Source organism: Moraxella nasibovis (assembly GCF_029581575.1).
Classification (GTDB): domain Bacteria; phylum Pseudomonadota; class Gammaproteobacteria; order Pseudomonadales; family Moraxellaceae; genus Moraxella; species Moraxella nasibovis.
Genome location: NZ_CP089975.1, coordinates 925079 through 948370 on the forward strand (window position 1 = coordinate 925079; position 23292 = coordinate 948370).

The window sequence follows — 23292 nt, forward strand, 5'->3', positions numbered from 1 at the left end:
CGCCCTAAAAAACTGTCTTGCTTATCAAACCGATTCGTCATCAAATGCCTTTGCTAAGGCTTGCTCTACCGCCAAAATGCGTTCTTGGCAAATTTTGTAGGCGGCGATGGACTCTTCAACGGTGGTCACCAGATTGTCAATGTCTAGCTCGTCTGACTTTTCTAACTGTTCGGCATTGGTTTTTAAAATATGATAAGCGTCTTTAAAGGTGCTTGGTGCTGTGGTCATGGTTTGTCCTGTTTTAAGAGGCTGTTGGGAAATTGTTGGAAAGCTGCTTAAAAAACTTCAATGGGCAGAGCAACCATTGTAATGTAAAATCATCGCTTTGTTAAGTGTTGTTTGTTCGTATCATTCGCCAATGTCCAAGCACCAGTATTTGGTCGTTACATATTCATCCATGCCATATTTTGAACCTTCACGCCCAAAGCCAGATTCTTTAACCCCGCCAAAGGGGGCGACTTCGGTGGACAGCAGTCCTGTGTTTTGGGCGACCATGCCGTATTCTAGGCGCTCCGTTACTCGCCATGAGCGTGCGTGATTGTCTGTATAAAAATACGCCGCCAAGCCATAGGGCGTATCGTTCGCCTGTGCGATGACCTCGCTTTCTGTATCAAAAGGATAAAGGGCGGCAATCGGTGCAAAAATCTCTTCGTGAGCGATACGCATCTGACTGGTAATGTCTGTCACGACGGTCGGCAAAAAGCACGCTGGGTGCTTGGGGTGGGGCGTGCCACCTGTGATGAGCGTTGCGCCCTTGTCTAGGGCGTCTTTGAGTAGCTCTTGGGTATTTTTGATGGCTTTTTCATTGATTAAGCAGCCCAAATCAGGGTCGTCAAGTCCGCTACCTACCGACAGCGCTTCGACTTTTTGCTTAAATAGACTGACAAATTCATCAAAAATGCCTCGCTGTACATAAATGCGATTGGCACAGACGCAAGTTTGCCCTGCATTGCGGTATTTTGAGCTCATCACGCCTTCGATGGCTTTGTCAATATTGGCATCGTCAAAGATGATGAATGGTGCATTGCCGCCCAATTCTAGCGAGAGTTTTTTGAGTGTGGATGCAGACTGTGCCATGAGTAGTTTGCCCACTTGGGTGGAGCCAGTGAATGACAGTTTTTTGATGTCGGGATGTTCAGTCAGCACACTGCCGATGACCTTGGCTTCGCCTGTGACGATTTGTAATACGCCTTTTGGCAGACCTGCTTGAATGGCAAGCTCGCCCAGAGCTAGGGCGGAAAAAGGCGTTTGGCTGTCTGGTCGGACAATCATCGTACAGCCTGATGCCAACGCTGGTGCGACTTTGCGAGTAATCATCGCTGCTGGAAAGTTCCAAGGGGTGATGGCGGCACAGACGCCGATGGGCTGTTTTAGGACGATGTGGCGGAGTTTGGCGTGCTTGGCGGGTATGGTGTCGCCATAAATGCGCTTGCCTTCTTCGGCAAACCAGCGGATAAAGCTGTTGGCATAGCCGATCTCGCCTTTGGATTCTTTGAGCGGTTTGCCTTGCTCGGTGGTCATGATGAGCGCCAAATCATCGATGTTTTGGTCAATCAAATCCGCCCAGCGGTGCAAAATCTCGCCTCGTTCAAAGGCGGTCTTATCCGCCCAAGCTTTCTGTGCGTCTTTGGCGAACTGCACAGCATCCCTGACTTCATCTGCTGACAGGTCAGGAATGCTGCCGATGATGGTCTGGTCAAAAGGATTGGTAACATCAATGCGCTTGCCGTGCGCTGATTGGCGCCATTCGTGGTTGATGAGTGCGTGCTGACGAAATAAGGTGGGGTTTTGTAGCTGCATGGATGATCCTTTTGGTTTTTGTTGTTGGTACTGCGCTGTGGGCGGTGCTTGTATGTTAAACCGCATAATAACCGTACAATATTGAACCAAAATTGTAACAGCAACAATAAATTATTTTGCGTTATGTAACCTTTGTGTTATTATGATGTAATCTATGCCAATAGGATTTAGGCATAAAACATCATTGATGATTTGCTATCAGTCATGCATACCGCTGGATTTGGCGAGAGCATGGCTATTTTCATGGCTGTTTTTTGAATGTTTGAATTGGATATTTGGCATTCCAAGCAGCTGCTTTAAAAGGAACTTCACATGGTTCAACCAACTCAACAAAAAGATTTCTCATTAGAGACTGATTATCAGCATAATGATAATCACACTCCACCGTCAGGTAAGGTACGAAAAGATGTGATCAAAGGCGTCGTCATCACCACCATCGCTGCGATCATCGCTTATTTTATGGCGACAAGCATTTTGCCATTTGAGCCTCTGGTCAATAAAGGCTTGGCGCTGGCGACATTCATCGGTATTTTGTGGCTGACAGAGGCGATTCACATCACCGCCACCGCCATCTTAGTGCCGATGCTGGCGATTTTTATTGGCATTCCAGAGTTTGACACCAAAAAAGCACTGGCAAGTTTTGCCGACCCCATCATCTTCGTGTTCTTTGGTGGTTTTGCGCTGGCGGCAGCACTTCATGTCCAAAAGCTAGACCGTAAAATCGCCTTTGGCATCGTCAGTCTGGCTGGGGGTCATCTGGGTCGAGCGATCGTGCTGATCTTTGGTGCGACTGCATTATTGTCAATGTGGATCAGTAATACCGCAACGGCAGCGATGATGTTGCCATTGGCAGTCGGTCTGTTAAGCCATGTTGACAGCCAAAAAGACCGCAACACCTTTATTTTTGTACTGCTAGGCATCGCATATTCAGCGTCTATCGGTGGTATTGGCGCTTTGGTTGGCTCACCACCAAACGGCATCGCTGCCAAAGAGCTTGGTCTTGACTTTGTGGGCTGGATGAAATTTGGTCTGCCTGTGATGCTTGTGATGTTGCCAACGCTACTGATTGCCATGTACTTTGTGCTGCGTCCTAAGCTAAACCTTAGAGTGAGCGTCGAGCGTGAAGACATCCCTTGGACAATGCCACGCATTCTGACCATCGTGGTGTTTTTGATCACGGCATTTAGCTGGATTTTTGGCAAGCAGTTGGGTGATGCCTTTGGCTTTAAGTCGCCAGATACGGTGATTGCCCTGTTTGCTGCGGTGGCAGTATTGCTGCTTGGTTTGGTGAGCTGGAAGCAAGTGTCGGACAACACCGACTGGGGCGTACTCATGCTGTTTGGCGGTGGTATTGCCCTGTCTGACATCATGAGAAGTACCGGTGCATCTGCGGTGCTTGCTGAGCAGATTTCTGGCGGTCTGGCGGGTGCATCTGCACTTGTGGTCATTCTTGCGGTGTCAGCTTTCATCATTTTCTTGACTGAGTTTACCAGTAATACCGCATCGGCAGCATTGCTTGTGCCACTATTTGCACCAATCGGCGCTGCGCTTGGCTTGCCTGAGCAGGTGTTGGTCATGGTTATTGGTATCGGGGCATCTTGCGCCTTCATGATGCCTGTCGCCACGCCGCCAAACGCCATCGTCATGGGTACAGGTCATGTGCGTCAAGGCGACATGATGAAGGTGGGCTTCTTCCTAAATCTCATAGCGGTCGTCATCGTCACCATCATGGCGTATCTATTTTGGATGTAACTCCTTTGCCATCAATGGCATGGTACGGACAGATGTCCTTAAAACACCCCAAACTGATTTGGGGTGTTTTTTTGTTGGATTGTGTTTTATTGTAAGTTTATGTAATTTTTTTAAATGAAAATGTGATATGAGGTCAAATTTGCGCCAAAAAATGCTGCAAAAATGCTATGATGTTGTAAGTTGTAAATAGCCATGTAGCCACTTGTTGTTATCATTTTTGTCATTTTACTTACTTTCCTACCCAAAACCCTTTAATTTTTTAAATCTAATGGATTGACTCAATTTGTTTAAGTTTGATTGATTTTATGGTGAGGGTGTGATGCAGGGATGCTAAGGATTGGTGTCTTGATTTGACTAAAAACCTGATTTAAAGCTTTGGCTAAGATAAAATTTTGGCTTAAATTAAAACCAAATAATCCATGTGCGGTCAATGGATGGCTGTGCGGATTTTTCTTTTATGGTCGAGTGTTTTATGATGTTACCAAAAAAGTTAGCGTTTTGCTCTGTATTGATGGCGGCGATGGCAATGCCTGCGATGGCGGATGGCTCGGTCTCTGCCGCTACGCTTGATGCTGTGGAGTTTAATAATAAACAATTCAACAAAAATCGCACGCAAGCCATTCGCAAGCTGCAAGAGCGTGGCTATCAAGTGCGCAGCATTCAGCTAAAATCGCATGGTGAGACGCCTGCATTTGTCATGTATGCCACAAAAAACGGCATGCGATATGTCATTAAGCTGACCTATGCCGACCTAAAAATCATTCAAGAAACCCGCTTGGACGCCGTCTGATACCAACCTTTCTACCCACTAAAACAACGCCGCTACAAAAGCGGCTTTGCCATTAAAGGCTGGCATGACAATAATGCTGGCAAATCAGCCACCAACCAGCAAATACCACAGGGCGAAAATTCGCCATTTTGCCCAATCTTGTAGCAAAATTGACCCAAAATCAACTTTGTCTGCCATTGTATGTTAGAAAAATTATCAAAATTGTCGCAAAATGTGATAAAATTATAAAAATTTATCTATGAGCTTTTGGGTAAGTTTGATTGATTCACCAAATGGGGTAGTTATGTCTGATAAAAATCCAAAATTTTCTCGTATTTTATTAAAACTGTCTGGCGAGGCGTTGGCGGGTGGTCGTGACATGGGCATTGATGCGTCCATTCTTGACCAGATGAGCCTATCTATTGCGCACTTGCGTGGCTTGGGCGTGCAGGTGGGCATCGTCGTCGGCGGTGGTAACCTATACCGTGGCTCAACCCTACAAAAAGAAGGCTTGGTCGGTCGTGTGACGGGTGATCAAATGGGCATGCTTGCCACGGTGATGAACGGTCTTGCCATGCGTGATGCACTGGTGCGTCGCAACATCACCACCCGACTCATGTCAGCGGTCGCCATCTCTACCATCGGTGAGCCGTATTCTAGCCGTGATGCCATTCGCCACCTTAATAACGGCGAAGTGTGTATCTTTGTGGCAGGCACGGGCAACCCATTTTTTACCACCGACACGGCGGCGTGCTTGCGAGGCATTGAGATCGAAGCGGGCTTGATTTTAAAAGCGACCAAAGTCGATGGCGTGTATGACAAAGACCCAAGCATTCATGACGATGCCGTCAAATATGACAGCCTGTCTTTTGATGAAGTGCTTGAAAAGAAACTGGGGGTGATGGATTTGACCGCCATCGCTTTGTGCCGTGAGCACAATGTGCCACTACAAGTCTTTGACATGAATAAGCCAAATGCGCTCTTGAATGTCGTGATGGGCGAGCCTGAGGGTACTCGGGTGTATCACTGATCGCTTTTAACGGTAGATAGTCCGTATTTTTAAAGTATTTTAATTTTGAAAACTTTGTTAAATCCGTTTGTGCCTTATGCTTGTTTTTAAAGGTACTTTGATTTGGATTTAAACCATACAAACCATGAAGGAATGACCATGATTAACGACATTAAAAAAGACGGCGAAGGTCGTATGCAAAAATCACTTGACGCCTTAGAGACAGCATTTGCCAAGCTGCGTACAGGGCGTGCGCATCCAGGCATCTTGTCAGGTGTGATGGTGAGCTACTACGGCTCTGACATGCCACTCAACCAAGTCGCCAGCGTCAATGTTGAGGACAACCGCACGCTTTTGGTGCAGCCGTTTGATCGCTCTATGGTGCAGGCGGTAGATAAAGCGATTCGTGAGGCGGATTTGGGTCTAAACCCGATGACTGCCGATGTGATTCGTGTGCCAATGCCTGCCTTGACCGAAGAGACTCGCCGTGACATGCAAAAACTGGCTCGCTCTGATGCTGAGTCTGCGCGTGTGTCTGTACGCAATATCCGCCGTGACATGCTGGGCGACATCAAAAAACTGGTCAAAGACAAAGAAGTGAGCGAAGATGATGAGCGTCGTGCTGAGACCGACATCCAAAAGCTTACCGATGACTTCATTAAGACCATCGATGCTCGCCTTGCCAAAAAAGAAAGCGAGCTGATGGAAGTGTGATTGCACACCTGATACATTGTGCAAACCAAAAAAGACTTACGCAGGTTTCAAAATTGGACTTTGGTTTTGAGATGGTTTGGCGTAAGTCTTTGTTTTTATAAGTTTAATTAGCCAAAAATTTTATGCAACAGACCGCCAATTTACCGCCACTTGCCACCGTGCCAAAGCACATCGCCATCATCATGGATGGCAATAATCGCTATGGCAAATCAAACAATCTTGCCACAGGGCAGGGGCACATCAAGGGTAAGGATGCGCTTGATCCCATTGTTGAGCATTGCTTGGCTCGTGGTGTGTCGGTGCTGACGGTGTTTGCATTTTCCAGTGAAAACTGGGCAAGACCTAAGGCGGAGGTCGAGCTTTTGATGCATCTTTTGGAGCAGACCATTCATGAGCAGATGCCCCGCATGAATCAATACCGCATTCGCTTGCGTTTCATCGGTGATAGAAGTGCTTTGTCGCCCAAGCTTGCAGCACTGATGGCGGATGCTGAGCAAAAAACAGCGCACTTTGAGGCGATGACTTTGGTGATTGCCATCAGCTATGGCGGTAAGTGGGACATTGCTTGTGCTGCCAAAACACTTGCCCAAAGGGTCGCTGATGGCACTTTGGATGCTGATGCCATCGATGAGACGATGCTGGGTGAGTGCGTGGCGCTTGCCGATCATCCGCCAGTGGACATGCTGATTCGCACAGGTGGTGATTATCGCATTTCTAATTTTTTGCTGTGGCAGGCGGCGTATGCAGAGCTGTTTTTTACGCCGACGCTGTGGCCTGATTTTAGTGCCGATGAGCTTGACGGCATGATGCAAAATTTTGCCAATCGTGAGCGCCGCTTTGGCAAGACCAGTGAACAGATCGCTTGTGAGCAGATGGGAGAGTAAGCCATGTGGCAACGAATAAAAACCGCCATCGTATTGGTGCTGATAGTTGGCTTTGCGCTGTTTGCCAGTAAGACGCCGATTTTTGTGATTCCGCTTTTGTCCATCGCAGTGCTCATCGCAGCCCACGAGTGGACAAGGCTCATGCCCAAATGGGGCAGCCCCTTGACCTTTATCGCCATTACTTTTGTGCTGACGCTTGGGTCGGTGTTTGTGCCGCAGACTTGGGTGCTGTGGTGGGCGCTGTCACTCGTCATCTGGACGATGGCGATGATGTGGGTCAAGCAATATCCCGATAAAGAAAAATGGTACGGTCGCCGTTTGGTATATATGGGAGGCGTGATTTTGACTGCCGCCATCACCGCCATGTATGGGCTGTGGCAGATGTCGCCTTGGTGGCTGATGTATGTGTTTTTGCTGGTGTGGTGTGCCGATAGCGGTGCGTATTTTGTTGGTCGTAAGTTTGGCAAAAGAAAACTTGCCCCCAATGTTTCGCCAAATAAGTCTGTGGAAGGGCTGATTGGCGGCTTAATCACCGCAGGCGTGGTCGCGGGCGTGGTCGGTCATTATTTGCAGTTGTCAGGCGTGGCGTTGTTTTGGTTTTTGGGCTTGTCTGCCTTGACGGTGGGGGCGAGCGTGCTTGGCGATTTGTTTGAATCCATGCTCAAACGCCGTGCAGGTATTAAGGATTCTGGTAATATTCTGCCTGGACATGGCGGTGTGCTTGACCGCATTGACAGTCTTTTGTCTGCCACGCCTGTGTTTGCCTTTGGATTTTGGGTGTTGCTTGAAATGGGTGTGTTCGCTGAAGTGTGGATGAAAATTTACATGGCGAGCTTATCGCAGATTTTGTGATGTTTTTAATTGATGATAAAAGTAGCTAGTGTTATGAATGAGCCAAAATCCTCTTGTGTGCAACGCCTTGCTGTATTGGGTGCGACAGGCTCAATCGGGGATAGTACATTGCAATTGGTGCGTCTGCACCGTGAGCGATACCGTGTGGTGGCGTTGTCAGGATTTCATCAGGTGGATAAGCTGTTGTCGCTGTGTCAAGAGTTTTTGCCTGATTTTGTGTGTGTGTCCGATGAAAAAGTGGCTGAATGTCGCCAAAAAATAGATGAGCTTGGGCTGGGTATTCAGGTGTTGTCAGGCGATGATGGCTTGGCTAAGATGGCGACTTTGCCTACGGTGGATACGGTGGTGGCGGCGATTGTTGGGGCGGCGGGGCTGTCATCTACACTGGCGGCAGCTCATGCGGGTAAGCGGATTTTACTTGCCAATAAAGAATCACTCGTCATGGCGGGGCATTTGGTCATGGCGGCTGCCAAAGCGTCAGGTGCGAGCATTTTACCGATTGACAGCGAGCATAATGCGATTTTTCAATGTTTGCCAAAGCCTGTGCAGACGGACAATCAAGCCATTCATGACAGCAGTCACGGCATCAAACAGCTTTGGCTGACCGCATCTGGTGGCGGATTTTTACACAAATCCATAGAGCAAATGCGCAGCGCAAGCCCTGCCGACGCCATCAAGCACCCAAATTGGTCAATGGGTAAAAAGATTTCCATTGACAGTGCCACCATGATGAATAAAGGGCTTGAGCTGATTGAAGCGTGTCATTTGTTTGATTTGCCAGAAGAGCATATTGGCATTGTCATTCACCCTGACAGTGTGGTGCATTCGTTGGTGGAATATGTCGATGGGTCGCTATTGGCACAGCTTGGCAGTCCTGACATGAAAACGCCCATCGCTCATGCCTTGGCTTATCCAGAGCGTATCAGTACAGGTGAGCGTTCACTGGATTTGTATGCGTTATCTAATTTAAGCTTTTTAGAGCCAGACCTTGAAAAATTCCCTGCACTTACTTTGGCAAGAGTCGCCGCTCAGCGTGGCACGGGTGCGTGCATTACGCTAAATGCTGCCAATGAAGTGGCGGTGTCGGCGTTTTTGGCAGAACAAATCCGCCTAACTGACATTGCCGCTGTGGTGCAATATTGCTTAGAGCACCCATCATTGATTGCTCATTTTGATGATGATTTTGCTCAATTATCGGACATTTTGGCGATGGATCAAAAAGTACGATCGGTGGCGATGTCTTGGGTTGATGAGGGCTTGGCATGACGGCGATATGGATGTTTTTGGCGGCGGTGTGTGTGCTAGGACCGCTTGTGGCGCTGCACGAATGGGGGCATTACATCGTGGCTCGTCTGTGCGGTGTGAAGGTGCTGACTTATTCGATCGGATTTGGTCCTAAGCTTTTTGGTTGGACGAGTAAAAAGACTGGCATTGATTATCGCATCTCAGCCATTCCTTTGGGCGGCTATGTGAAGATGCTTGATGGGCGTGAGGGTAGTGTGGCAGAGCATGAGCGTCATTTGGCGTTTGATCAGCAGCACCCACTCAAAAAAATCGCCATCGTTGCGGCAGGTCCTTTGATGAATTTTATCATCGCCATTGGGCTGTTTTTTGTGCTGTTTTTGCAGCCAAGCGAGCAGTTAAACACTCGCATTGGCAAAATTTTGCCTGATACGCCTGCATCGCAAAGCTTGGTGGTGGGTGAGAAAATCACTGCCATTGATGATAAGGCTGTGACCACTTGGGAAGAGGTAAATTATGCCTTGGCAGGTCGCATGGGCGAGTCTGGCAGCCTTAGCGTCACCACTGAGCAAGGTGGCAAATACAGCCAAAAAACCGTCAGCATCAGCACTTTCATGCAAGGCGAGCATAAGAGCCAAGACGCCATATCCAGCTTTGGGGCGCTGCCTTACCAGCCAGTGATTGAGCCTGTGCTGGCAGAAGTCGTGCCAGATGGTGCGGCTGCGCTCATGGGTCTAAAAGTGGGCGATAGGGTGGTTGCCATTGATGGCACTAAGATTGACAACTGGGCTGATGCCACACCCATCATTCGCCAAAACCCTGAAAAAATGCTGTCCTTTGACATCATCCGTGATGGCAAAATGATGACGGTACCAGTGATGCCAAGAGGCGTCACGGTGCGTAATCAAACGATAGGTCAGATCGGCGTGAGGGTCAACTATGATGCCCAAAGCGCCATACCTGACGAATATCGCACTACCATCGACCACACGCCCATGCAGGCGCTGGACAAGTCATTTGCTAAGACTTACGATTTGGCAAAAATGACGCTTGATGCGATGAAAAAAATGATCACAGGGCTCATTGGCGTTGAAAATCTTTCAGGTCCTATTACCATCGCTGAGGTGTCCAAGACCAGCTTTGAAATCGGCTGGCAGCAGGTGTTATCCACTGCCGCCATCATCAGCTTGTCTTTGGCGGTGATGAATCTTTTGCCCATTCCTGTGCTTGATGGCGGTCATTTGGTGTATTATACTTATGAGCTGATCCGTGGTCGCCCGATGAGCGAAAAGGTGCAAGTGTTTGGCATGAAGATTGGCTTTACCTTGCTTTTGTGTTTCATGGTGCTAGCAATTGGTAACGACATCATGCGGTTGTTTGGCTGAGTGGACAAAAAGTCACCAATTTTTAAAAAAACCCTAAAAAATTGCGAATAAATCTCTTTTAGGGCTTGCCAAAATTGTTTTTTTGGCTTAATTTAGCACCATTATTTGCACGCTGACATCAATTTTGCTCATCTTTGAGTAGTTTTGAGATCGATTTGCCATAAAAATGAGCAGAATCGGCGTGATGTTTTAGATTTTAATGATTTTAATCGTGGAATGATTTTATGCGTATGCCTAAATTTTCAGGTTTTGTAACCACTTCGATCACGACGGCAGTCATCATGGCGATGGCAGCCCCTGCGTATGCCGCCACTTTTGTCGCCAATGACATCGCCATATCAGGCTTGCAGCGTGTGACTGCCGAGAGCTTGCAATCGGCACTGCCGATCCGCTTGGGACAGAGTGTGACTGATGAGATGCTGGCTCAGAGCATTCGTGCCCTGTATGCCACTGAGCATTTTTCTAATGTGCAAGCCGATGTCAATGGCGACCGTGTGGTGTTTTATGTCACTGAGCGCCCTGTGATTGCAGAGCTGAACTTTAAGGGTAATAAACTCATCCCCAAAGCAGGTCTTGAAGAAGGTCTAAAAAGCACAGGGCTTGCGGTGGGCAATGTCTTAAAGCAATCGACCGTCACCGCCATCGAAAATGAGCTAAAAAACCAATACATCTCGCAAGGCTACTACAACAGCGACATTCAAGTCAAACAAACCGAGCTTGATGGCAACCGTGTTAAGCTGGACATTGAGTTCATCGAGGGCAAGGCGGCTCGTGTCGTCGATGTCAATATCATCGGCAACCAATATTTTAGCGATGACGACATCAAAGATGAGCTGGCACTCAAAGACAAAGTCATCAATCCACTCTCCAAAGCCAACCGTTATAGCCAAGAAAAGCTGAACGCCAGCCTTGAATCTTTGCGTGCGCTGTATCTGAACGAAGGTTTTGTTCGCTTTAAGGTCGATGGCTCATCGCTGTCTATTGATGAAGACAAAAATAAAGTCTTTGTGGAGATTGCGCTGACTGAGGGCGAAAAGTACAATTTTGGTAAAGTGCAGTTTTTGGGTGATGTCACTTATGATTTGACTGAGCTCAATGACCTTGTGACTTTCAAAGAAGGCGAGGGTTATTCACAAAGTAAGCTTGAAGCTTTGACCGCAAGCCTTGGTGAGAAGTTTGGCGACGACGGCTATTATTATGCTCAGATTCGCCCTGTCACCCGCATCAATGACGAGACACGCACGGTCGATGTCGATTATTATCTTGACCCTGTGCGCCCTGTGTATGTGCGCCGTATCAACTTTGGTGGTAATGTCAAGACCAAGGACGAAGTACTGCGCCGTGAGATGCGTCAGCTTGAAGGGGCGCTCGCATCAAACAGCAAGATTCAGCTGTCTAGAGCACGCTTGATGCGTACGGGCTTTTTTAAGGATGTGCAAGTGCAGGTCGTGCCTGTGCCAAACACCCCAGACCAAGTGGATGTCAATTATACCGTGGAAGAGCAGGCATCAGGCTCATCGACCATCGCCGCAGGTTATAGTCAGTCGGGCGGGGTTACTTTCCAAGTGGAGTTATCTCAAGCCAACTTCATGGGTACGGGCAACCGTGTCAATGCGTCATTTTCTCGCTCAGAGACACGAGATGTGTACAGCCTTGGTATGACCGACCCTTATTTCACCGAAAATGGCGTTTCACAGAGTCTGAGTGCTTATTATCGTAAGACTAAGTATGACAACAAAAACATCAGCGGCTATGTGCTAGACTCGTATGGCGCATCTTTGCGTTATGGCTATCCGATCAATGAAAATCAGCGTATCAGTGCTGGCATTAACATCGACAATACCGAAGTGCAAGGCGGCTCTGGCATGGCAATCAGCAATGTCAAGCAGCTCATTGAAGACGGCGGTACAATCACAGCATTTGATAACAACAACACAGGCTTTAATAACGACTACACCACCTATAATGCGACGCTGGGCTGGAGTTATTCTAGCCTAGACCGCCCAGTATTCCCAACCAAAGGCATGAGCCATGATGTCGATCTGACTTTGGGCTTTGGTGATAAGACTTATCAAAAGGCGGTTTATACAGGCAATATTTACCGACCATTCCTAAAAGGCACGATTTTGCGTGGCTATACTCGTCTGGGTTATGGTAATGATTTGCCATTTTATGAAAACTTCTATGCAGGCGGCTATGGCTCGGTGCGTGGCTATGACGCATCTAGCCTAGGTCCCCGCTCACAGCCTTACAATGTGGCAAGCGTCAATCAGCGATATACATTGGGCGAAAATGTCGGTGGTAATGCGCTGGCGACTTTTGGTGCTGAGCTGATTTTGCCAATGCCATTTAAAGGCGACTGGGCAGATCAGGTGCGTCCAGTGCTATTCTTTGAAGGCGGTCAAGTCTTTGACACCACGGGCATGGACAAAGAGACGGTCAATCTAAACGCACTGACCAATGGTTTGGCACAATCTACCGATTATCCGCTATTAGAGCAGGACAAAGAGTTCCGTTATAGCGCAGGTGTCGGTGCGACTTGGTACACGCCGATCGGTCCTTTGTCAATCAGCTACTCTAAGCCGATCAACAGCAAAGATACCGATGAAACCGAAAAAGTCCAATTCCAAATCGGTAGTGTGTTTTAATGGTTGGTGTTTCTTGCCTGATTCGCGCCATCGAAGAAAAGCAGCCAGTGCTGAATAAAGCAGCGCTGGCAAGCTTTGAGGGCATACAGGTCAGCCGTGTGGCAGATCTGTCAGACGCCGATGGCAGCGCATTGGCGTTTTTGTCTGCTCAAAAGTACGCTGATGACTTAGCGCATACGGCGGCAGGTGTGGTCATTGTCAGTGAGTCATTTGCCAGTCTTGTGCCACCAGATGTGTGCGCATTGATTGTCAAAGATGCTTATTTGGCTTATGCTTGTGTCAGTGTGCTTTTTGAGTATGAGGCGGCATCGCCTAGTATTCATCCAAGCGCCATCATTGCGCCATCTGCCATTTTGGGCGAGGGCGTGTCGGTGGGTGCTTATGCGGTCATCGGTGAGCGTGTCAAGATTGGTAAGCATGGTCATATCGGACAGGGCGTATCCATAGAAGATGGTGCGGTGCTGGGCGAGGGGTGTCACATTGCATCTCATGTCACCATCGCTCATCACAGCCTGCTTGGCGATAGAGTGCGCATCCATGCGGGGGCAAGCATTGGCTCGGAGGGCTTTGGCTTTGCACCACACCCCACCAAAGAAGGTCTAAAATGGCAGCGCATCGCTCAGCTGGGGCGTGTCATCATCGGTGATGATGTTCGCATCGGCAGCCACACCTGCATTGATCGTGGGGCGGTGGGCGATACGGTCATTGGCAATCATGTCATCATCGACAATCTGGTGCAAATCGCTCATAATGTACGCATCGGAGACGGTACAGCGATCGCTGCTAAGGTCGGCATCGCAGGCAGCACGCACATTGGCAAAGGCTGTATCATTGGCGGTGCGGTGGGTATCGCAGGACATCTGCACATCGCTGATGGCGTGACTTTGACTGGTATGACGATGGTTACCGGTCACATCAAAGAATCAGGTAGCTATTCATCAGGTACGACAGCCATGCCATCAACCAAGTGGCGACGGGCGGCGGTGAGATTCCGCCAGTCTGGCGAGAAATGAGTGCTTTTAAGCGATTTTTGAGGCTTTTTTAAGGATTTAAGGATTTTATCCATGTCAAATACAAACATCGACACAGAATTATTGACCCAAGAAGACTTGGGCGCATTGGCTGAGCGAGGCGTTAAGCTGCCACTAAAATACGACCAGATCAAGCATTATCTGCCACACCGCTATCCATTCATGCTCATCGACCGTGTGACCGCCTGTGCGCCAAACCAATGGATTACAGGCTATAAAAACATCACGATCAATGAAGAGTTGTTTAATGGGCATTTTCCTGACAATCCTGTCATGCCGGGCGTGCTGATGGTGGAGGCGATGGCGCAGCTGTCTGGTATTTTGGGTTTTATCAGTGCAGGTCAGACTTCAGAAAGCGGCTATCTGTACCTGTTTGCAGGGGTGGATAAGGTGCGCTTTAAAAAGCTGGTAAGCACGGGCGATACGCTGGTGATTCGCTCAAAAGCGACCCGCAGTATGCGAGAAATTTATAAATTTGAATGCACCGCCCATGTAGATGGCGAGTTGGCTTGTAGTGCTGAGATCATGATTGCTCGCCAAAAAGTCGCTGAAATGTGAGTGATTTGACGACATTGGTCATTTAAGGGTAAAATAGACAATTAAAAGCCATTTAACAAAAGCTTTTCTCAGGCTTTTTAGAGGGCTTATTTGTGACAATTTTTAATTTTTATCATATTTTCATAATAAAGACAAAAATGCCTTAATTGTGGGAGGCGCATGAACATTCACCCAACCGCCATCGTCGATGACTCTGCCAAAATCGATGACTCTGCCGTCATCGGTCCGTATTGTATCGTCGGTAGAAACAGCAGTATCGGTGCGCACACCATCTTGAAAAGCCATGTCATTGTCGGTGACAACACCACCATCGGCAGGTATAACGAGATTTATCAATTTGCCAGTATTGGCGAGGTGCCACAGGATCTAAAATACGCAGGTGAGACCACTTATTTGGAGATCGGTGATTACAACCGCATTCGTGAGTCTTGTACTTTTCACCGTGGCACGGTGCAGGACGAGGGTCTGACCAAGATTGGCAGCCATAATTTGTTCATGGTCAATACACACATCGCTCATGACTGCGTGGTGGGAGATCACAATGTGCTTGCCAATAATGTCGGTGTAGCGGGACACAGCCACATTGGCAGTCATGTCATCATCGGTGGTCAGTCTGGTGTGCATCAGTTTTGCCGCATTGATGATTATAGTATGATCGGTGGGGCGAGCCTTATTTTAAAAGATGTGGCGGCATTTACCATGGTCTCTGGCAATCCCGCCAAGACACACGGCATCAATAAAGAAGGCATGCGCCGCAAAGGTTGGTCGGCACAGACCATCAAGTCGCTAGACGATGCTTATCGCTTGATTTTTCGCTCAGGATTGCTTCGTGATGAGGCGCTCAGTGAGCTGGCTAAGCTTGTGGTAGATGAGCCTAAGGTGCAGCTTTTGATTGATTCGCTCAATAACAGCAGCCGAGGTCTGGTGCGCTGATTTTCCTTTTTCTTTTTAAACCCATAACGATGTGTTATGGGTTTATTTATTTTTATTTATTTGACATTCTTTATGCAATAAATCAAACTATAATAGCAACATTGTCGCAAGTTTATTTTAGACTTGCTAGACTTTGTAAAAAATGGTATCGCCTGACTTTGTTAATGGCGATGATGAATGATAAAACAATTAAGGAGAGTATATGTCTACACAACGAGAGAGTTGGTCGGCACGCTCTGGATTTATTTTGGCCGCCATCGGTTCGGCGGTCGGCTTAGGAAATATTTGGCGTTTTCCTTATGTGTCTTATGAAAATGGCGGCGGTGCGTTCGTCATTCCATATTTGATCGCACTGGCGACGGCAGGTTTTCCACTGCTATTTTTGGATTATGTTGTCGGTCAAAAGTACCGTGGCGCACCACCGACCGCCTATGGTCGCATGATTAAGTCTGCCGAAGGTGTGGGCTGGTGGCAGGTGTTGGTTTGCACCGTGATTGGCATTTATTATGCGTCAGTGCTTAGCTGGGCAGGTCAGTACACATTATACTCATTCACCCAAGCATGGGGTGAGGATACCGAAGGCTTTTTCTTTAACCACTATCTACAAATGGGTTCAGGCTTGGACTTTACTTTTGTACCAAGTCTGTTTGTTGGTCTGATTGTGGTTTGGGCGGTTGTGCTGTTCATCATGTATGGCGGTATCCGTAAGGGTGTCGAGCTTGCCAACAAGATTTTCATTCCGCTACTTGTGGTGATGTTTATCATCATGGTCATCCAAGCGGTGCGTCTGCCGGGTGCGGTTGAAGGTCTAAATGCTTTCTTTACACCAAACTGGGCGGCGATGGCTGATCCAAAAGTGTGGCTGGCGGCTTATGGTCATGTGTTCTTTTCTATGTCCATCGGCTTTGGTATCATGGTTACTTATTCATCATACCTAAAACGCAATGCCAACTTGACAGGTTCTGGTCTGGTGGTGGGTTTTGCCAACTCATCATTTGAAATCTTGGCAGGTATTGGTATTTTCTCGGTGCTTGGCTTTATGGCGGTGGCATCAGGCAAGCCTGTATCTGAGGTGGTGTCTGGTGGTATCGGTCTTGCGTTCGTGGCGTTCCCAAAAATCATCTCAAACATGGGTGATGCTGGTACGATCATTGGCGTGCTTTTCTTTGCGTCGCTGTTCGTGGCGGGTCTGACTTCTATGGCAAGTATCATTCAGGTGCCGATTTCGGCGGTTGAGGATAAATTTGGCTGGTCACACAAAAAGGCGGTTACTGTCGTTGGCGGTATTTCAGCCCTGATTTCTGTGGTGCTATTTTCTACCAAAACAGCGATCACTTTCGTTGATGTGATTGATCATTTTGCCAACAACATTGGTGTTGTCTTGGGTGCAATTTTGTCCATCATCTGGGTAACTTGGCTAAACCGTGGTCTGCTAGATACGCTGATTCGCCACATCAATGGCATTTCAAGCTTTAAAGTAGGCGCTGGTTGGTCGTTCGTATTGACTGTCATCACACCGCTGTCACTCATCATCGCGCTGCTGCTGAGCCTAAAATCACTACTGACCGAAGGCTATGGCGGCTACGACTTCATCACGCAAGTTATCTTTGGCTGGGGCGTGGTGGCAGTGTTTGCCATCGGAGCGATGCTGCTGACTAAGGTAAAAGGTCATGTTTCACACGGTGAGCAAAAGGGGAATTATTATGAATAGTACTGCACTCATCATCATGATCGTGGCGCTGATTGCCATCTGGGGCGGACTCATCTTGTCTGCCATCCATCTGGTCAAACATCCTGACATTGACATGGATAAAGTGCCAAATGAGTAATCACTCATGAATAAAAAACACACGCTTTTTTGGGCGTGTGTTTTTTTGTGGTTGGATTTTGTCAATCAAAGCTCATCAAATCACTCTCATTTTAGACAATCGGCTTTCTGCGATAAAACAAAATACCAGGAATGGACAAGCCAAGCACCAACGCACAAATCACAAAAATCGCTTCAAAAAAGTGCGACATCATGGTAACAAACAGCGTCATATCAAAGCCAAAATAACCAATTTGCACCATACTCACCATCGCTTTATAGGCAGCGATGCCGGGCATTAGACAGATGACACTGGGTACGATGAGTGCCTTTGGGGGTAGGCGAAATCTTTGGGCAAACCACACGCCTAAAAAACTGGCAAACATCGAGCCAAAAAAAGTCGCCACTGCCAAATGCACGCCGCCATAGACCATGAGGCTTTTTGAGCCAAAACCCAGTGCAGTCATGACAAGGCAATACACGATATATCGGCTTGGCAATGTAAACATCAAGCACCAGCCGAGCGTGATGACGCAGGATAACAAAACATCAGACAATAGCCACATCACAGCCCCCAGTGCGGAATTCGTAATAAAATCAGTGCAATGACAATGCCAACACACGCAGACAAGGTCAGCATGGTGGCGAACATCCAGCGACCCACACCCATGTTCATGTAGCCCTTTAAAATGTCGGATAAGGCGTTGATGATGGGAAAGCTTGGCACGAGCAATAGCACGCTTGATGCCACGGCGATGTCGGCACTGTCAATCTGAGCCCAGCCAAAAGAATCCAAAAAGTACGCCATCGCCCCAAGCAATGTCGCCACAAAAGCGGTGATAATAACCACCACAAAAGGATTGAAATGATGGGCGGACAAATACAGCCGTGTCCGCATGGCACAAAATCCAGCAACCAGCGTGATGAGTGCGATGGTAAGATTGCCGCCATTTAAATAAGCAAAACTGGCACACGACAGCCCAACGAACAGCGACATCAAATTTTTTGGATAAGTGCCACGATCAATGCCATCAAAGCGACGCTCCACTTCGTCAATGAGGTGTTCGTTTTTTAGGGCGGTTTCGGCGTGCATGACGATTTGTTGGATTTGTACCAGTACGCTGACATTGATGCCTTGATGTACGGTGTTTCTGGCGGTGGTGATGCACCGACCGTTGTACAGCGTGGTTAAAGTTACCGCATTAAAGGACAAGGCGCATTCCACACCGCCCACACCCAGCGATGCACCCAGTCGCTTGGTCAAATCAACCACCACCGCCGATTCGCCACCGTATTGCATGAACAACAGCGCACAGCGGACGCACAGTCTGGTGATGCGCTGCTGCTCTTCATAAGAAATATAAGGCAGGCGACGGGGTGAGGGCGGAGCAAAGTTGGACATGAAAACGGCTGCTTTGTCTTTTTATTGAAATACAAATGAATGCTTATGATGCACATATTTTAATGGCAAATGCCAAAAAAATCATCACAAAATGGCGAATTTGTACAAAAAACATTGCAAAACTGAGTCAGGCTAGCTATAATCATTCGACCGTTTTTTATTTCTTTTATTTTGCGATGTTGGTTTTTTATAAACCATGAGGAATACCTATGAATATGGCAACCAATCCTGGAAAGTTATGGCTGGATGGCACGATTGTTGAACAGCCAGACGCAAAAGTTCATGTACTGACGCACAGCCTGCATTATGGCTTGGCGGTATTTGAAGGCGTGCGTGCGTATCAGACACCAGACGGTCGCACGGCAATTTTCCGCCTGCATGAGCATACAGAGCGTCTGTTAAATTCTGCCAAAATTTTCCAATTAAATGTCCCTTATGACCACGACACGCTAGTACAAGCCCAAAAAGATGTGGTGCGTGAAAGCGGCTTGGCGTCTGCCTATATTCGTCCGCTGATTTGGGTGGGTTCTGAAAAATTAGGCATCGCCGCCAAAGACAATACCATTCATGCGGCAGTGGCGGCTTGGCATTGGGGTGCGTATCTGGGTGAAGACGGCATCAAAAACGGCATTCGTGCCAAAACTTCAAGCTACACCCATCACCACCCAAATGTGACGATGTGCAAGGCAAAAGCCGCTGCCAACTATCCTGTTTCTATCCTAGCCAACCAAGAGGCGACCAAAGCAGGCTATGACGAAGCCATCTTGATGGATCCTTTGGGTTATGTGTGCCAAGGCTCTGGCGAAAACTTATTCTTGGTAAAAAATGGCGAATTGCACACGCCTGATTTGGCTGGCGGTGCGTTGGACGGCATCACTCGTCGTACCATCATTGAGTTTGCCAACGATTTGGGTATTAAAGTCGTTGAACGCCGTATTACTCGTGATGAGTTCTATTTGGCGGATGAGATTTTCATGACAGGTACGGCCGCAGAAGTCACGCCAATTCGTGAGTACGATGACCGTGTGATTGGCAATGGCTCTCGTGGTCCGATTACCGAACAATTACAAAGCCTGTATTTTGATGTGGTGCAAGGTCGCAACGAAAAATACAAGCACTGGCTGTCATTCGTTGATGAGTGATTTGCTTGGTACTTAAAAAAAGACGGCATTTGCCCGTCTTTTTTTGTTGAATAAGTATGCGTGTGATGGCAATTGCGTGATTTTCAAAAAGCGTCATTGTTAAAATTGTGATATGATAGGACGAATTTCTATCGAAAAATAATCAAGGTGCAAACATGACCCAACTTGACCCAAAACTAGACTTAAACTGGCAATCTGATGCCTTAGACCCTGCCTTTGGCTTTTTTGAGCAAACTTTGGCTGTGCGTGGCGGATACCATCGCACCGATGAAGGCGAGCATAATGAGGCGATTTTTGCCACCAGTAGCTATGTCTATAAATCTGCTGCCGACGCTGCCGATCATTTTAACGGCAACAAAAAAGGCAATGTCTATTCTCGCCACACCAACCCCACCGTGCGAGCCTTTGAACGCCGTCTTGCCCTGCTCGAAAATGGCGAACGCTGTGTGGCAACAGCGAGCGGCATGGGGGCGATTTTGACCATGTGTTTGGCGTACCTTAAAGCTGGCGACCATCTTTTGTGCGCCAAGCAATTATTCGGCTCATCGGTGGCGCTCTTTGATACTTATTTTAAAGCCTTTGGCGTGGAAGTCAGTTATGTGGACTGCTTTGACAACGACGCTTGGGCAAAGGCAATGCGCCCAAATACAGCGGTGTGCTATCTTGAAAGTCCATCCAATCCTTTGGCTCAAATCGCTGACATTTCTGCCATTGCCAAAATCGCCCACGAGGGTGGGGCGCTCTTAATCGTGGATAACTGCTTTGCCACCCCTGCCATTCAAAAACCGCTTGATTTGGGAGCGGATGTGGTCATTCATTCAGCGACCAAATACATTGACGGACAAGGGCGAGTGCTGGGCGGAGCGCTCGTCGGCTCAGATACGCTGATGGAAAAAGCCTTTGGTGTGGTACGCACGGGGGGCATTAGCCTATCACCTTTTAATGCGTGGGTGTTGTTAAAATCGCTAGAAACCTTATCACTTAGAATGAAAGCCCACTCTGAAAACGCCAATCGTGTCGCAGAATTTTTAAATAACCACCCCAAAGTCACAAAAGTGCATTTTTCAGGTTTGCCAAGTCACGCCAGTCACGAAGTCGCCAAAGCTCAGCACACCGCCTTAAAAAATGTTGGCGGCGGGGCGATAACGGGTGCGTTTGGGGCGATCATCGGCTTTGAAGTGGCGAATCAAGAACAAGCTTGGCACATCATTGACAGCACAAAAATGATCAGCATTACCAATAACTTAGGCGATGCCAAAACCACCATCACCCACCCTGCGACCACCACGCATTTTCGCATGACCCCTGAGCAAAGGGTAGAGGCAGGCGTGAGTGACGGCTTGATAAGATTATCTGTTGGGCTTGAAGAGGTGGATGACATCATCAAAGATTTGGCACGAGGGCTTGATGGCTTGTAAATCAAGCGAAGCTTTTGTTTATGTTCTTTTGGCAAATTTTTTTTGTTAGATTTGCCTATAAACCAACTGGCATGACTGCACTAAGGCGTCATAAAAACAAGTGATCATATGAGCTTATTGGGTAAATTATTTAAATCAAATCACAACGACTCCATCGCATCCATCAAAAAGACACTGCCGCACAATGCGGATGCGGAGCGTGAGCAGGCAGCGGCGTTGTACGAGCAGGCGAGCGTTTTGCATGAGCAGGGCGAGCATGAAAAGGCGGCGCCACTACTGCTTGAAGCGGCATCGCTTGGGCTGGCGGAGGCGCAGCGAAGTCTGGGTGTGATGCACTGTGAAGGCATGGGCGTGCGCCAAGATTATCAAAAGGGGCATGAGCTTTTGATGAAAGCCGCCGAGCAGGGCGACTTTAAAGCCTGTCATAATTTGGGCGTCATGTATCATCATGGCTTAGGTGTCGCCACCAATCACCAGACGGCATTTGAATGGTATCAAAAAGCCGCCGAGCAAAACCATGCAGCAGCTTGCCATAACATCGCTTTGATGTATGAATATGGTGTGGGCGCGCCTGTCGATGACGAGCAGGCGGTGCGCTGGCATGAGCGTGCAGGCGAGCTGGGCTTTGTGCTGTCTTATTTGAATCTGGGCAATTTGTACTGCTTGGGGCGGGGTGTGCCGCAAGATTATGCCAAGGCGATGGCGTGCTTTGAAAAGGCGGCGGATAAGGGCGTGGCTGAGGCGATCTATAACTTGGCGGTACATCATCAGCGAGGTGAGGGCGTACCACAAGACCTGCTACGGGCGCATGATTATTTCAAACAGGCGTCCGAGCTTGACTTTGCGCCTGCAATGCATCAGCTTGCACTTTGTTATTTAGATGGTAAGGGTGTGGAAAAAAATGAGTCGGTGGCAATGGACTGGCTGCGTCAATCGGCAGAGCAAGACTATGAGCCAGCTGAGCAGCTGCTGACTAAGCTTGCGGTAGACTCGGCAGACTAAGTCTTAAAACGGACAACAAAACTCATGGTAAAAAAGGACTGGCTGATCGCATTGTCGGTGGTGCTGATCTGGGGCATCAACTTTATTTTTATGAAGATTGCCCTACATGATGTCTCGCCGATGGTGCTTGGAATGCTGCGTTTTGCCTTTTTGCTCATGCCTGCCTTGTTGTTTTTGGCGCGTCCAAAGGTGGCGTTGCGATGGCTTATTTTGTATGGCTTGACCATCAGCTTTGGGCAGTTTGCCTTCATGTTTTTGGCATTGTCCATGGGTGTGCCGACAGGGCTTGCCGCATTGGTGCATCAAAGTCAGGTGTTTTTTACGGTGCTGTTGTCGGCGTTGATTTTCAAAGAAGGGGTGCGCTCTCATCATCTTTTAGCCATGCTGATGGCGGCGGCAGGTCTTAGTTTGATTGGCATGGGTCAGTATCAGGGCGATTTGGCACTTGTTGGGCTGTTTGTGGTGATGGCGGGGTCATTTTCGTGGGCGCTGGGCAACATCGTCGTCAAAAAGCTTGGTAATGTCAATCCTGTGTCGCTCGTCATCTGGGGTAATGTCTCGACATTTTGGGCATTTGCCATCGGTTCGCTGCTGCTTTATGGCATCGATGGCGTGGTGGCGCAGGTTGTCTCTTTGCGTTTTGGTGGCTGGCTGAGCGTGCTGTATCTGGCGTATGTGGCGAGCTTGCTGGGCTATGGTGGCTGGGGCTATTTGCTGTCTAGACATCCTGCCAGCCAGGTAACACCACTGGCGCTGCTTGTGCCTGTGGTGGCGCTTGTCGCTGGAATGGTGGTCTTTGGTGAGCGTCTGACGCTTTTGCACTGGCTTGGTATTGTGGTGGTGATGGCGGCTTTATTGGTGCATGTATTTGGGGCGAAGGCTTTGTCTGGGTCTCGTCTTTGAACATCTGCCAGTGCAAGTGCGGATTTGGCATGATAAAGCGG

22 protein-coding genes are annotated in these 23292 nt (G+C 48.2%); 18 read left to right on the plus strand and 4 right to left on the minus strand.

The window, feature by feature from the left end:
* Positions 1-24: 24 nt before the first annotated feature.
* Positions 25-228, minus strand: coding sequence for an exodeoxyribonuclease VII small subunit (gene xseB / locus LU290_RS04395; RefSeq protein ID WP_277809329.1), 204 nt, complete (start codon positions 226-228; stop codon positions 25-27).
* Between the two features lie 120 nt (positions 229-348).
* Positions 349-1800: an NAD-dependent succinate-semialdehyde dehydrogenase gene (locus LU290_RS04400; protein WP_277809330.1), complete on the minus strand. Its 1452-nt coding sequence runs from the start codon at positions 1798-1800 to the stop codon at positions 349-351.
* 312 nt (positions 1801-2112) lie between these two features.
* On the opposite strand from LU290_RS04400, the gene LU290_RS04405 reads away from it, so the two are divergent.
* The 14 genes from LU290_RS04405 to LU290_RS04470 all read left to right on the plus strand — a co-directional run bounded on the left by LU290_RS04405 (position 2113) and on the right by LU290_RS04470 (position 17406).
* On the plus strand, positions 2113-3552 hold the full coding sequence (locus LU290_RS04405) for an SLC13 family permease (RefSeq protein ID WP_277809331.1): 1440 nt from the start codon (positions 2113-2115) through the stop codon (positions 3550-3552).
* Between the two features lie 472 nt (positions 3553-4024).
* The gene (locus LU290_RS04410; protein ID WP_277809332.1) at positions 4025-4342 is read left to right on the plus strand and encodes a PepSY domain-containing protein; all 318 of its coding nucleotides are present in this window, start codon (positions 4025-4027) and stop codon (positions 4340-4342) included.
* Positions 4343-4625: 283 nt separating this feature from the next.
* Positions 4626-5351, plus strand: a complete 726-nt coding sequence (pyrH, locus tag LU290_RS04415) for a UMP kinase (protein ID WP_277809333.1) — start codon at positions 4626-4628, stop codon at positions 5349-5351.
* A gap of 138 nt (positions 5352-5489) precedes the next feature.
* The gene (gene frr, locus LU290_RS04420; RefSeq protein WP_277809334.1) at positions 5490-6044 is read left to right on the plus strand and encodes a ribosome recycling factor; all 555 of its coding nucleotides are present in this window, start codon (positions 5490-5492) and stop codon (positions 6042-6044) included.
* A 122-nt stretch (positions 6045-6166) separates the two neighbouring features.
* On the plus strand, positions 6167-6928 hold the full coding sequence (gene uppS / locus LU290_RS04425; protein WP_277809335.1) for a polyprenyl diphosphate synthase: 762 nt from the start codon (positions 6167-6169) through the stop codon (positions 6926-6928).
* A gap of 3 nt (positions 6929-6931) precedes the next feature.
* Positions 6932-7780 carry a phosphatidate cytidylyltransferase gene (locus LU290_RS04430; RefSeq protein WP_277809336.1) on the plus strand — a complete coding sequence of 283 codons (849 nt, stop codon included), beginning with the start codon at positions 6932-6934 and terminating at the stop codon, positions 7778-7780.
* Positions 7781-7813: 33 nt separating this feature from the next.
* Entirely contained in the window at positions 7814-9046 is a 1233-nt protein-coding gene (dxr, locus tag LU290_RS04435) for a 1-deoxy-D-xylulose-5-phosphate reductoisomerase (RefSeq protein ID WP_277809337.1), read from the plus strand.
* Positions 9043-10407, plus strand: a complete 1365-nt coding sequence (gene rseP, locus LU290_RS04440) for an RIP metalloprotease RseP (protein ID WP_277809338.1) — start codon at positions 9043-9045, stop codon at positions 10405-10407. Before dxr ends, rseP begins: the two co-directional genes overlap by 4 nt.
* 224 nt (positions 10408-10631) lie before the next feature.
* Entirely contained in the window at positions 10632-13055 is a 2424-nt protein-coding gene (bamA, locus tag LU290_RS04445; protein ID WP_277809339.1) for an outer membrane protein assembly factor BamA, read from the plus strand.
* Entirely contained in the window at positions 13055-14068 is a 1014-nt protein-coding gene (lpxD, locus tag LU290_RS04450) for a UDP-3-O-(3-hydroxymyristoyl)glucosamine N-acyltransferase (RefSeq protein WP_277809340.1), read from the plus strand. Before bamA ends, lpxD begins: the two co-directional genes overlap by 1 nt.
* Before the next feature lie 51 nt (positions 14069-14119).
* Positions 14120-14644 carry a 3-hydroxyacyl-ACP dehydratase FabZ gene (gene fabZ, locus LU290_RS04455; protein ID WP_277809341.1) on the plus strand — a complete coding sequence of 175 codons (525 nt, stop codon included), beginning with the start codon at positions 14120-14122 and terminating at the stop codon, positions 14642-14644.
* A 159-nt stretch (positions 14645-14803) separates the two neighbouring features.
* A complete protein-coding gene (gene lpxA / locus LU290_RS04460) occupies positions 14804-15577 on the plus strand; it encodes an acyl-ACP--UDP-N-acetylglucosamine O-acyltransferase (RefSeq protein WP_277809342.1) in 774 nt (257 codons plus the stop codon).
* Positions 15578-15779: 202 nt separating this feature from the next.
* On the plus strand, positions 15780-17288 hold the full coding sequence (locus tag LU290_RS04465; RefSeq protein ID WP_277809343.1) for a sodium-dependent transporter: 1509 nt from the start codon (positions 15780-15782) through the stop codon (positions 17286-17288).
* Positions 17281-17406 (plus strand): methionine/alanine import family NSS transporter small subunit, encoded by a 126-nt coding sequence (locus LU290_RS04470; RefSeq protein ID WP_277809344.1) that lies wholly within the window; start codon positions 17281-17283, stop codon positions 17404-17406. Before LU290_RS04465 ends, LU290_RS04470 begins: the two co-directional genes overlap by 8 nt.
* A 91-nt stretch (positions 17407-17497) precedes the next feature.
* On the opposite strand, the gene LU290_RS04475 is transcribed toward LU290_RS04470, so the two are convergent.
* Together LU290_RS04475 and LU290_RS04480 are read right to left on the minus strand one after the other, a co-directional pair.
* Positions 17498-17950, minus strand: coding sequence for a threonine/serine exporter family protein (locus LU290_RS04475; protein ID WP_277809345.1), 453 nt, complete (start codon positions 17948-17950; stop codon positions 17498-17500).
* Complete coding sequence (locus LU290_RS04480; protein WP_277809346.1) at positions 17950-18786, minus strand: threonine/serine exporter family protein; 837 nt, start codon at positions 18784-18786, stop codon at positions 17950-17952. The genes LU290_RS04475 and LU290_RS04480 overlap by 1 nt, the downstream gene beginning before the upstream one ends.
* 209 nt (positions 18787-18995) lie before the next feature.
* On the opposite strand from LU290_RS04480, the gene LU290_RS04485 reads away from it, so the two are divergent.
* The 4 genes from LU290_RS04485 (at position 18996) to LU290_RS04500 (ending at position 23251) form a co-directional block, all read left to right on the plus strand.
* Positions 18996-19928 carry a branched-chain amino acid transaminase gene (locus LU290_RS04485; RefSeq protein ID WP_277809347.1) on the plus strand — a complete coding sequence of 311 codons (933 nt, stop codon included), beginning with the start codon at positions 18996-18998 and terminating at the stop codon, positions 19926-19928.
* A gap of 155 nt (positions 19929-20083) precedes the next feature.
* Positions 20084-21346 (plus strand): O-succinylhomoserine sulfhydrylase, encoded by a 1263-nt coding sequence (locus LU290_RS04490; RefSeq protein WP_277809348.1) that lies wholly within the window; start codon positions 20084-20086, stop codon positions 21344-21346.
* Positions 21347-21454: 108 nt separating this feature from the next.
* Positions 21455-22348, plus strand: coding sequence for an SEL1-like repeat protein (locus LU290_RS04495; RefSeq protein WP_277809349.1), 894 nt, complete (start codon positions 21455-21457; stop codon positions 22346-22348).
* Positions 22349-22372: 24 nt separating this feature from the next.
* Positions 22373-23251 carry an EamA family transporter gene (locus tag LU290_RS04500; RefSeq protein WP_277809350.1) on the plus strand — a complete coding sequence of 293 codons (879 nt, stop codon included), beginning with the start codon at positions 22373-22375 and terminating at the stop codon, positions 23249-23251.
* Positions 23252-23292: the final 41 nt, after the last annotated feature.